The 12,163-nt window shown below is 51.2% G+C and carries 9 protein-coding genes; 7 read left to right on the top strand and 2 right to left on the bottom strand.

What is annotated here, in order from left to right:
• Window positions 1–97 precede the first annotated feature (97 nt).
• Window positions 98–1,222, bottom strand: coding sequence for a Fic family protein (locus AC5M9B_RS02715; protein ID WP_070655566.1), 1,125 nt, complete (start codon window positions 1,220–1,222; stop codon window positions 98–100).
• Between the two features lie 297 nt (window positions 1,223–1,519).
• On the opposite strand from AC5M9B_RS02715, the gene ettA reads away from it, so the two are divergent.
• Complete coding sequence (gene ettA / locus AC5M9B_RS02710) at window positions 1,520–3,196, top strand: energy-dependent translational throttle protein EttA (protein WP_003756559.1); 1,677 nt, start codon at window positions 1,520–1,522, stop codon at window positions 3,194–3,196.
• 176 nt (window positions 3,197–3,372) lie between these two features.
• Here the strand turns inward: ettA and AC5M9B_RS02705 are convergent, their stop codons facing one another.
• The gene (locus AC5M9B_RS02705; RefSeq protein ID WP_070655569.1) at window positions 3,373–4,275 is read right to left on the bottom strand and encodes a ribokinase; all 903 of its coding nucleotides are present in this window, start codon (window positions 4,273–4,275) and stop codon (window positions 3,373–3,375) included.
• Between the two features lie 456 nt (window positions 4,276–4,731).
• Here AC5M9B_RS02705 and dnaE point away from each other — a divergent pair, with 456 nt between their 5' ends.
• From dnaE to AC5M9B_RS02675, 6 genes are all read left to right on the top strand, one after another.
• On the top strand, window positions 4,732–8,166 hold the full coding sequence (dnaE, locus tag AC5M9B_RS02700; RefSeq protein WP_487648215.1) for a DNA polymerase III subunit alpha: 3,435 nt from the start codon (window positions 4,732–4,734) through the stop codon (window positions 8,164–8,166).
• Window positions 8,167–8,339: 173 nt separating this feature from the next.
• Window positions 8,340–8,888: a cytosine permease gene (locus tag AC5M9B_RS02695; protein WP_101810617.1), complete on the top strand. Its 549-nt coding sequence runs from the start codon at window positions 8,340–8,342 to the stop codon at window positions 8,886–8,888.
• 65 nt (window positions 8,889–8,953) lie between these two features.
• Entirely contained in the window at window positions 8,954–9,463 is a 510-nt protein-coding gene (locus AC5M9B_RS02690; RefSeq protein WP_101810618.1) for a DUF2199 domain-containing protein, read from the top strand.
• 7 nt (window positions 9,464–9,470) lie between these two features.
• On the top strand, window positions 9,471–9,680 hold the full coding sequence (locus AC5M9B_RS02685) for a hypothetical protein (protein ID WP_180949647.1): 210 nt from the start codon (window positions 9,471–9,473) through the stop codon (window positions 9,678–9,680).
• 325 nt (window positions 9,681–10,005) lie between these two features.
• Window positions 10,006–11,484 carry a 4-hydroxy-3-polyprenylbenzoate decarboxylase gene (gene ubiD, locus AC5M9B_RS02680; RefSeq protein ID WP_070539078.1) on the top strand — a complete coding sequence of 493 codons (1,479 nt, stop codon included), beginning with the start codon at window positions 10,006–10,008 and terminating at the stop codon, window positions 11,482–11,484.
• Window positions 11,485–11,715: 231 nt separating this feature from the next.
• Entirely contained in the window at window positions 11,716–11,967 is a 252-nt protein-coding gene (locus AC5M9B_RS02675; RefSeq protein WP_101810619.1) for a hypothetical protein, read from the top strand.
• Window positions 11,968–12,163 lie beyond the last annotated feature (196 nt).

The raw sequence follows: 12,163 nt of genomic DNA, 5'->3' as shown, positions 1-12,163 counted from the left end.
TCGCATACAGAACCCAGCTTGCACAGAGCGCCTGAATAGGCTTTTATGAGTGTCCAAGATTTGGGGGCCAGTTCAAACTTTCAGACGACCTTTTTCATTAAACTCTCACCAACTCCATCATCCTCTCAAACGAATACAATGCCGATTTTCTTCCGCTTGCTTCTTCTTTTAATGTCAAGATACCTTTTTCCAACAATGCCTTGGTGAAACGGTTTGCAGTTGCAGGTGGGATGTTGGCCAGTTCTGATAATCGGCTGTTTCGGAAAACGGGATAAGTAAAAACAAAATCTAACACGGCAAGTGAATGTTTGGAGGAGAGTGTTTGGGTAAAAATGAACTTCATTTCTTCATAAAGTGCATGAATGCTTTGGGCAATTTCAAGGTTATGCACTGCTTGCCAATAGATGGCTTCAAAGAAGAATTGGCACCATTCGTTCCAATCTCCGGTTTGAGAAACTTGGCGCATCAATTCTGTGTAGCGTTCTTTGTGTTCCTCAAAATATCCGCTAATATAAAAATGTGGTGCGCTGATGGCTTTTGCCTGCCAAAGCATTAAGGTAATCAACATCCGACCAATCCGCCCGTTGCCGTCTTGAAATGGGTGAAGTGCTTCAAATTCAAGATGGGATACAGCGGTTTTCGCCAAAATCGGAGTTGAATCGCCATTGATGTAATCAAATAGCTTGTCCAAACCTTCTTCCAATTTTTCAGGGCTTATCGGGATGAAAAGAATAGATTTTTTCCCTTTGTCTGCCAAATAGTTCTGCTCATGCTTGAATGTGCCGGGGGATTTGTTGGCACCACGTCCATAAGATAAAAGCTGTTGGTGCATGGTTTTCAATAAAAACTTGTTGAATAGATAACCATCTTCTATTGCGCCTTGCGCATTTTTCAATGCCCGTTGATACAACACGGTTTCTACAATGTCCGAGCGGACTTCGGTGGAATCATTACCCTCACCAAAATCTGCTTCATATTGCATAATTTCGTCCATCGTGCTGATTGTGCCTTCCATACGGGAAGAAATAACCGCTTCTTGGTTTCGTAAGGGGGCAAGTAAAATTTCGCTGTTGTGCATGTTTTTCAACATTTGATCGTAGCGTGCTAAGGCATCGGTCGCTGTGAGCAGGCTAGGTATCAGTAGGGTGTAATTGAGTGATTTCGGGGGAAACTGATTGTAGTGATACTGAACAGCATCATCAAAATTGAGTAATTTATTCATATAAATTTTTTTGTGAATCAAAAAATTCGATTTTTAATCAATAAAAAGTATTGTCGCTTATTTGTGATGCACAAGCAAGTTTGTCAATCAAATTTTATAAAAAATGATTCATAAAGAGTTTTGGTATTCATTTGTGAATAACAAACAAATTTATGAATCAAAATAATCAAAAAGTGATTAACAAGCCTTTTAATCATCCCATCTGTTTCCCCTCTAAATATCATCCGTGCAAGCAACAATCGGTGCAATCGGTTAAAATGGGTCGTCTGAAATTTGTTTGACCGAATTGAGAATACTATGTCCCAACAATACGTCTATTCTATGCTGCGCGTGAGCAAGGTTGTGCCGCCGCAGAAAACCATCATTAAAGACATTTCCCTTTCCTTTTTCCCCGGCGCGAAAATCGGTTTGCTCGGTTTGAACGGCGCGGGTAAATCTACTGTACTGCGGATTATGGCGGGTGTGGATAAGGAATTTGAGGGCGAAGCCGTGCCGATGGGCGGCATCAAAATCGGCTATCTGCCGCAAGAGCCGGAGCTTGATCCTGAGAAAACCGTGCGCGAGGAAGTGGAAAGCGGTTTAGGCGAAGTGGCGGCGGCGCAGAAACGTTTGGAAGAAGTGTATGCCGAGTACGCCAATCCCGATGCGGATTTTGACGCGCTGGCAGAAGAACAGGGCCGCTTGGAAGCGATTATTGCGGCAGGTTCGTCCACGGGCGGCGGTGCGGAACATGAATTGGAAATCGCCGCCGATGCGCTGCGCCTGCCGGAATGGGATGCCAAAATCGGCAATTTGTCCGGCGGTGAAAAACGTCGCGTTGCCTTGTGCAAACTCTTGTTGAGCAAACCCGATATGCTGCTGCTGGACGAGCCGACCAACCACTTGGATGCGGAATCGGTGGAATGGCTGGAGCAATTCCTAGTGCGCTTTCCCGGTACAGTCGTCGCAGTAACGCATGACCGCTATTTCCTCGACAATGCCGCCGAATGGATTTTGGAACTCGACCGCGGACACGGTATTCCGTGGAAAGGCAATTACTCGTCTTGGCTGGAGCAGAAAGAAAAACGCTTGGAAAACGAGGCGAAATCCGAAGCCGCGCGCGTGAAGGCGATGAAGCAGGAATTGGAATGGGTGCGCCAAAATGCCAAAGGCCGCCAAGCCAAGTCCAAAGCGCGTCTGGCGCGTTTTGAAGAAATGAGCAACTACGAATACCAAAAACGCAATGAAACACAGGAAATCTTTATTCCCGTCGCCGAGCGTTTGGGTAACGAAGTGATTGAATTTGTGAACGTTTCCAAATCGTTTGGCGATAAAGTATTGATAGACGATTTGAGCTTCAAAGTGCCTGCGGGCGCGATTGTCGGCATCATCGGCCCGAACGGCGCGGGTAAATCGACGCTGTTTAAAATGATTGCGGGCAAAGAGCAGCCCGATTCCGGCGAAGTGAAAATCGGGCAAACCGTGAAAATGAGCCTGATTGACCAAAGCCGCGAAGGTTTGCAAAACGACAAAACCGTGTTTGACAACATTGCCGAAGGTCGCGACATTTTGCAGGTCGGTCAGTTTGAAATTCCCGCCCGCCAATATTTGGGACGCTTCAATTTCAAAGGCAGCGACCAAAGCAAAATCGCGGGGCAGCTCTCCGGCGGCGAACGCGGACGTTTGCACTTGGCGAAAACTTTGTTGAGCGGCGGCAACGTCTTGCTGCTGGACGAACCGTCCAACGACCTCGACGTAGAAACCCTGCGCGCGCTGGAAGACGCATTGCTAGAATTTGCCGGCAGCGTGATGGTGATTTCGCATGACCGCTGGTTCCTCGACCGCATTGCCACGCATATCTTAGCTTGCGAAGGCGATTCGAAATGGGTGTTCTTCGACGGCAACTATCAGGAATATGAAGCCGATAAGAAACGCCGACTCGGCGAAGAGGGCGCGAAACCGAAACGGATTAAATATAAACCGGTAACGCGTTGATAGGAAAATAAGAAAACGTCGTCTGAAAACTGGAATACAGGGTTTTCAGACGACGTTTTTATTGTGATGACTGTTTATTTATGTACCGAAATGAAGATTAGACCTTAATTCCGATTTATTTATATGTGGCAGTTTCAGACGATGTTGACTAAGGGAGAAATATGCCGCATCAAACCTTATTTTTGAGAGGCGAGGAAGCCGCTTAGCTCGAATTCGAAAGGCATTCCGTTTTGTGCGCCAGAGCGGGTAATAGACAGGGCGGCAGCGGCGCAGGCCTTGCGTACGGCGATGTCTATGCCTTCGTGCCAGAATACTGCCAATGCGCCGTTGAAGGCATCGCTGGCACCCGTGGTGTCGGAGGTTTGTACTTTAAAACCTGAAACATGACGCAGGCGGCCTTTAGGGTCTTTATATACGGCGCCTTTGCTACCTGAAGTCATCAGGACGGGGCAGGGGGATTTCAAAATCAACTCTTCGGAGGACAAGCCTTGCGGCGCTCCCAGGCTGGCGGCAAGCTCGTAGCGGTTGGGCGTTAAGATAGTAATTTGTTCCAGCAATTCTTTTGAGATGGCGCGGGCGGGTGCAGGATTGAGGATGAAGGGTTTATTGTATTTTGCTGCCAGCCTTGATGCAGCCATCACGCACTCCATCGGAATTTCAAGCTGGCTGAGGATGATGTCGGCTTCGGCAAACCGTTCTTCTGCGGCTTCGATGTCGGCGACGGTCAGATACATATTTGCACCGGCAATAACGATGATGGAATTTTCTTCGTCGGCAACGGTAATGTTTGCCATGCCGCTGTTTTGTCCCATGATGGTTTGGACATAATCGGTACATATGCCTTCGTGGCGGAGGTTGGTTACCATTTCCAGTCCGAAATCGTCGTCGCCGACTGCACCGATGATGGTTACGCATGCACCTAGGCGTGCGGCGGCAACTGCTTGGTTGGCACCTTTGCCTCCCATGTAGCGATGGAATGAGCTTCCCAGCAAAGTCTCGCCCGCGCGCGCGAATTGGGTGGCGCGGGTTACTAAATCCATGTTGATACTACCGACGACGACGACTTTGATATGGAGCATTCTGATATATCCCTTTTGAAACACGATACAACCGTATCAGGCGGTCTTTATTGATATTGAAATATGCAGGAAACCGCATTCTCTATGCCGATAGGCATTTTGCGTCATTGTACCCGCTGGAATTGCAAATGCAATATTAATTCCCGTTTTTCATATTTTAATATCAGATTTTGTTGTAATTAAATCGTAAAATTTCGGAAACTTCATACCGTTTGAATGCTAAATTTGTACATTGGTCGGTTTTTATTTTGTTTTTTATAAAATTTAAATAGAATGGAAAATTTTTTCTGTTTTATATACCATTTTTCTTTCAAGGTCGTCTGAAAGCCCAATCAATACGTTCGTTTTAGCGAAATTCACTTTGTCCGTTTTAGCGAAACCCGCTTCACTCGTTTTCAGACGACCTTTTTCCAACCCTGCTACAATACGCCTTTTATTGTTCACGCCGATTTTGCCATGACCGAGCCGACCTATATCCCCCTGCGCCTACATACCGAGTTTTCGATTACCGACGGTATGGTGCGGATTAAAAAACTGATTGCCAAAGCGCAGGAATACGGTTTGCCTGCTTTGGGCATCAGTGATTTGATGAACGAATTTGGTTTGGTGAAATTCTATAAAGCCTGCCGCGGCGCGGGGATTAAGCCCATCGGCGCGGCGGACGTATGGATAGGCAATCCGAATGCGCCCGACAAGCCGTTCCGCGCTATGCTGATTATCCGCAACGATGTGGGCTATCTGCGCCTGAGCGAGCTTTTGACGGCGGCTTATGTCGGCAAAGACCGCAATATCCATCATGCGGAACTCAATCCCGAATGGCTGGAAAACGGCGACAACAGCGGCTTGATTTGTTTGAGCGGCGCGCATTACGGCGAAGTGGGCGTGAATCTGTTGAACGGCAATGAAGAGGCGGCGCGTGCGGCGGCGTTGAAATATGCGGCGTGGTTCCCCGATGCGTTTTATCTGGAGCTGCAACGCCTGCCCGAACGCCCAGAATGGGAGGCTTGCGTTTCGGGCAGCGTGAAGCTGGCGGAGGAATTGGGTTTGCCTGTGGTGGCGACGCATCCGACGCAGTTTATGAGCCGCGACGATTTCAACGCGCACGAGGCGCGGGTGTGCATCGCGGGCGGCTGGGTGCTGACGGACAAGAAACGTCCGCGCGATTTTACGCCGAGCCAGTTTTTCATTCCGCCGGAAACGATGCTGGAACGTTTCGCCGACTTGCCCGAAGCCTTGGAAAACACGGTGGAAATTGCCAAACGCTGCAATATCCATATCACGCTGGGCAAAAACTTCCTACCTTTATTCCCGACGCCCGACGGCCTGTCGCTGGACGATTATCTGGTGAAGCTGTCCAACGAGGGCTTGCAAGAACGCATGGTTCAGCTTTATCCCGATGAGGCGGAACGGGCGGCGAAAATGCCAGAATATCAGGAGCGGCTGGATTTTGAGTTGAACATCATCATCCAGATGAAATTCCCCGGCTATTTTCTTATCGTACAAGACTTTATCAACTGGGCGAAAACGCACGGCTGTCCGGTGGGGCCGGGACGCGGTTCGGGTGCAGGCTCGCTGGTGGCGTATTCATTGAAGATTACCGACCTTGATCCGCTCAAATACGCGCTGCTGTTCGAACGTTTCCTAAACCCCGAACGCGTTTCCATGCCCGACTTCGACGTGGACTTCTGTCAGGCAAACCGCGGGCGCGTGATTGAATATGTGCGCGAAAAATACGGCGCGGAGGCGGTAAGCCAGATTGTTACTTTCGGCACGATGTCGTCCAAAGCGGTAATCCGCGACGTGGGGCGCGTGCTGGAACTGCCGTTTACCCTGTGCGACAAACTGTCGAAGCTGATTCCGCTGGAAGCCAACAAACCTTTGGGTCTGGACGACGCGATGAAGGCGGAGCCGCAGATTCAGGAATTGATCGAAGCGGAAGAAGCGGACGAACTGATTACGCTGGCGAAAAAGCTGGAAGACCTGACGCGCGGTCTGGGTATGCACGCGGGCGGCGTGTTGATTGCGCCGGGTAAGATTTCCGATTACAGCCCCGTGTATCAGGCGGACGAATCCGCCTCGCCCGTATCCATGTATGACAAGGGCGACGTGGAAGACGTGGGTTTGGTGAAGTTCGACTTTTTGGGCCTGCGCAACCTGACCATTATCGAAATGGCGCAGAACAACATCAAAAACACCACCGGCGATATTGTCGATGTCGGCAAAATCCCGCTTGACGACCAAGCCGCTTACAAAATCTTCCGCGACGCGAACACCACCGCCGTCTTCCAGTTCGAGTCGACCGGTATGAAAAAAATGCTGAAAACGGCGCACACGACCAAGTTTGAAGAACTTATCGCCTTCGTGTCGCTCTACCGCCCCGGCCCGATGGACAACATTCCCGACTTCGTTGCGCGCATGAAAGGTCAGGAATTCCAATACATCCACCCGCTGCTCGAAGGCATCCTCGCGCCAACCTACGGGATTATGGTGTATCAGGAACAAGTGATGCAGGCGGCGCAGATTATCGGCGGCTACTCGCTCGGCGGCGCGGACTTGCTGCGTCGTGCCATGGGTAAGAAAAAACCTGAAGAAATGGTGAAACACCGCGAAATCTTCGCCGAAGGCGCGGCGAAACAAGGCATTTCGCGCGAAAAATCCGACGAAATCTTCAACTACATGGAAAAATTCGCCGGCTACGGTTTCAACAAATCCCACGCCGCCGCCTACGCTCTGATTTCCTACCAGACCGCATGGCTCAAAGCCCATTACCCCGCCGAATTTATGGCGGCAACCATGTCGTCTGAATTGGACAACACCGACCAGCTCAAGCATTTCTACGACGACTGCCGCGCCAACGGCATCGAGTTCCTGCCGCCCGACATCAACGAATCCGACTACCGCTTCACGCCGTATCCGAACATGAAAATCCGCTACGCACTCGGCGCGATTAAAGGCACGGGCGAAGCCGCCGTCGAATCCATCATCGCCGCGCGACAAAGCGGCGGCAAATTTACCGGCCTCTTAGACTTCTGCGAGCGCGTCGGTAAAGAGCACATGAACCGCCGCACCCTCGAAGCCCTGATACGCGGCGGAGCGTTCGACAGCATCGAACCCAACCGCGCCATGCTCTTGGCAAACATCGACCTCGCCATGAACAACGCCGACCAAAAAGCCGCCAACGCCAATCAGGGCGGGCTTTTCGACATGATGGAAGACGCCATCGAACCGGTGCAGCTCGTCGACGCGCCCATGTGGAGCGAATCGGAAAAACTCGCCGAAGAAAAAACCGTCATCGGCTTCTACTTGTCCGGTCACCCGTTCGGCCCGTATGCCCAAGAAGTCCGCCAAATCGCCCCGACCAAATTAGGCCGTCTGAAACCGCAAGACAGCGTGCGCCTCGCCGGATTCGTGACCGCCGTGCGCACCATGATGGGCAAACGCGGCAAAATCGCCTTCGTCAGCCTCGAAGATTTGAGCGGACAGATTGAAATCATGGTCAGCGGCCACACGCTGGAAAACTGCGCCGACTACCTCAAGTCCGACCAAGTGCTGATTATCGAATCCAAAGTCAGCCGCGACGACTACGGCGGCGGCGACGGGCTGCGCATCATGGCAAACCAAGTCATGACCCTGCAAATGGCGCGCGAACGTTACGCCCGCAGCCTCAGCCTCGCCCTCGCCCCCGGCCACGACATCACGCGCCTCGCCGCCATCCTCACCACCCACCGCCTGCCCGACACGCCGCACATCCCGCTGAAACTGTCGTACAGCAACGACAAAGCGTCGGGCAAGTTTCAGGTGCCGCCGAAATGGATGGTTACGCCGAGCTCCGCGTTATTCGACGAACTGGAAAACCTGCTCGGCAGCAGGGCAGTGCGCGTGAATTGGTAAGGCGCAGGGGTCGTCTGAAACAGCGACGGAAAGCTGCTGTTTAAACTGCATCGCCATTAAAATACAAAGCTGTACCTTTATTTTCAGACGACGTTTGATAAACCATTCAAAGACGTCGTCTGAAAACACAAAACACCACATTACAACTAAATCATCACTCACCACACCACATCATGAACACATACTCCGAAGAACCCGACGGCTTCATCCTGTACGACGAAAGGCCCGATCCCTTCGACAACCGCCGCGCCAGCCGTACGCGATTTGCAGCAGTAAACCTGCCCATTTTGCTGGGCATCAGCGCAGTGTCCGCACTATTGCTGTGGTTGTCCCAATCATGTCTGCATTACTGCGGCATCAGCCGGCAAATCGGCGGCGCAGTACAAGTCTTTGCCATCGCCCTTTACGGCCTGCTGCACTATCAAAGCACTTGGCTGGAAAAGCGCTGCAATGATGCCGGAAAAGGGCATTATCCGGCGATATGGATGTTCAGAATCAGCCTCGTACTTGCCGCCATCAGCCTGATATTGCCGGTATTTACATTGCCTATGGTTGCAGGCGGACTGCTTCAATTCGTCTACGGCATGATATTGCCGTCCAACCCGTTACCCAACCTGATGGGCTACCCCAAAACCAACTCGACAGCCCTGCAAATCTGCGCGCTCTTAGCGTGTATCGCGGCGGTGCTGATGGCTGTCGGATTACTGCATTGGTTGTTTTAAATGCCCCAAATAAAACGAAGGTCGTCTGAAAACCAGCCACGCCTAAAACTCAAAAGGAATTCATCATGTACACTTGCGCTTCCTGCGGCGAAAAACATGAAGACATGCCGGCGCTCTGCTTTGCTACTCCCGCCCCCTATGACCAACTTAGTGAAGGAGAACGCATTGCTTATCAAGCAGAATGCGATTCTGATTTCTGTATCATCCGTTATTCCGACCAAACCGACCGTTTTATCCGCGCGGTGCTGCTTATTCCGATTATCGGGCATGAGGAAACGCTGGAATACGGGGTGTGGGTATCTGTCAGCGAAAAGAGTTTTAACGACTATCAAAGCCACTTTCACGACAATCCGGAAAACGTCGTTTATTTCGGCATGATCTGCAACTGGCTGCCCCCTTACGAATCCGACACCTTCGGTCTGCACTGCAATGTCGTTACCCAGTCCGACAACCGACGTCCCCTGCTGCAACTACATCAAGGCAGCGAACATCCACTGGTGCGCGACTTTTATCACGGCATAGAATATGCCGAAGCGCATGCAAGGATAGAGGCGGCATTCGGTGCAGACGATTAAGGACCAAATGGCAAACCGTCCTCTGCTGAACGGAACCATGTCCGACGGCTCCCGCCTGTTCCTGCAACTGCCGCAAACCTACCCGCCATTGAGCCTGCTGCGGAAAATTGTCCATTTCGGCGGAATGCCTACCGACTTCGTATCGGATTGGGTTACGGGCGAGACGTGGATAGATTTTTGCTACAAGGGCTGGAAGTTCAGTATTCACAACCCATAGTGTGTAGAAATCAACAGTGTTGTTTACACTTTTGGCTTTTGCTTGAAGACCCGTTTGAGCAGCTATCCGGCATTGTCAAGAATGTCGATAGACACGGGAAACCCGCTCTGTTCTTGATAATGCCGGATAGCTGCCTAAGAATCATTCAAGCAAAAACAAAAGCTGTCCGCCGTAGAAAAAGTGTAAACAACGCGACGATTTCCTACATATGAATATTGGTTTTTTGCCGAAAACAGCGAATGCCCCGAAGCTATATTGCAATCTATGATTGAGGTCGTCTGAAATCCAAAATTCGGTTTTCAGACGACCTCAAATAAGGATCAACATGAAATACAAAGACCTACGCGACTTCATCGCCATGCTCGAGCAGCAGGGCAAACTCAAGCGCGTCGCCCACCCCGTTTCCCCGCATTTGGAAATGACCGAAATCGCCGACCGCGTGCTGCGCGCCGAAGGGCCGGCGTTGTTGTTTGAAAACCCAATTAAGCCCGACGGCACGCGTTACGATTATCCCGTGTTGGCAAACCTGTTCGGCACGCCCGAACGCGTGGCGATGGGCATGGGTGCGGACAGCGTGTCCAAGCTGCGCGAAATCGGGCAGACGCTGGCGTATTTGAAAGAACCCGAACCGCCCAAAGGCATCAAAGACGCGTTTTCCAAACTGCCGCTGCTGAAAGACATTTGGAGCATGGCGCCGAACGTGGTGAAAAACGCGCCGTGTCAGGAAATCGTGTGGGAAGGTGAAGACGTTGATTTGTATAAACTTCCGATTCAGCATTGCTGGCCGGAAGACGTTGCGCCGCTGGTAACATGGGGCTTGACCGTCACGCGCGGGCCGCACAAAAAACGCCAAAATTTAGGCATTTACCGCCAACAACTAATCGGCAAAAACAAGCTGATTATGCGCTGGCTGTCGCATCGCGGCGGCGCGTTGGATTATCAGGAATTCCGTAAACTCAATCCTGATACGCCGTATCCCGTCGCCGTCGTGCTCGGTTGCGACCCTGCCACCATTTTGGGCGCAGTAACGCCCGTTCCCGATACCTTGAGCGAATACCAGTTTGCCGGACTGCTGCGCGGTTCACGGACGGAGCTGGTGAAATGTATCGGCAACGATTTGCAAGTGCCCGCCCGTGCCGAAATCGTACTGGAAGGCGTCATCCATCCGAACGAAACCGCGTTGGAAGGCCCATACGGCGACCACACGGGCTATTACAACGAGCAGGACCATTTCCCCGTGTTCACGGTTGAGCGCATCACCATGCGCGAAAACCCTATTTACCACTCCACCTACACGGGCAAACCGCCCGATGAACCTGCGGTTTTGGGCGTGGCGTTGAACGAAGTGTTCGTACCGCTTTTGCAAAAGCAGTTCCCCGAAATCACCGATTTCTACCTGCCGCCCGAAGGCTGTTCCTACCGCATGGCGGTGGTCAGCATGAAAAAACAGTACGCCGGACACGCCAAGCGCGTGATGATGGGCTGCTGGTCGTTCCTGCGCCAGTTTATGTACACCAAATTCATCATCGTGGTCGATGACGATGTAAACGTGCGCGACTGGAAAGAAGTCATCTGGGCAGTCACCACGCGCATGGACCCCGTGCGCGACACCGTTTTAGTGGAAAACACGCCCATCGACTATCTCGACTTCGCCAGCCCCGTCAGCGGACTCGGCGGCAAAATGGGCTTGGACGCGACCAACAAATGGCCGGGCGAAACCGACCGAGAATGGGGACGTGTGATCAAAAAAGACCCTGCGGTTACGGCTAAGATTGATGAGATTTGGGGGGAGTTGGGGTTGTAAACCCGAACATCAAAAAGGTCGTCTGAAAACGTTTTTACAGCGGATTGGAACAGGGAAGATTCAATTACCGTCATTCCCGCGCAGGCGGGAATCCAGAAGTTTAAAGTCGCGGCAACCTCTAAATATTCCTGATAAATCAGGGCTCGAATTCCCGCCTGCGCGTAAATGACGGAATAGGGATTCCTTGTTTGGATTTACTATAACGCCAGTATATTTTACGGAGTTTAAATAGTGGTATTGGATTTTGTATCTGGCGTTCTCGAATTCTTTGCCGCTACTTGGGATTTCCTGAGCTACGGCAAAAAGCGCATTTCCGTTCTGCGCCGCCCATATCGGCATGGCGGCCTGCGGAAAGTACGGCGCGTATTGACCGGACGTAAGATAGAGATTGCCGTCTGGCTGGTATTTGTGATGATATTGGCAGCGGGAGTGGTATTTGCTTGGACAATCATTGCTTGGGTGGTGTGGCAGGCTTTTAGCTGACTAGGTAATTTGAACCGTTGATAAGGTAACGATGACCTGACTGCAATTTCAAAAATGGTCGTCTGAAAACAGATTTTCAGACGACCTTTTATTTTTTATAGTGGATTAACTTTAAACTGGTACGGCGTTGCCTCGCCTTGCCGTACTATCTGTACTGTCTGCGGCTTCGTCGCCTTGTCCTGATTTAAATTTAATC

It is taken from the genome of Neisseria flava (assembly GCF_982712965.1).
This window is presented reverse-complemented; position numbering and strand designations above follow the sequence as displayed.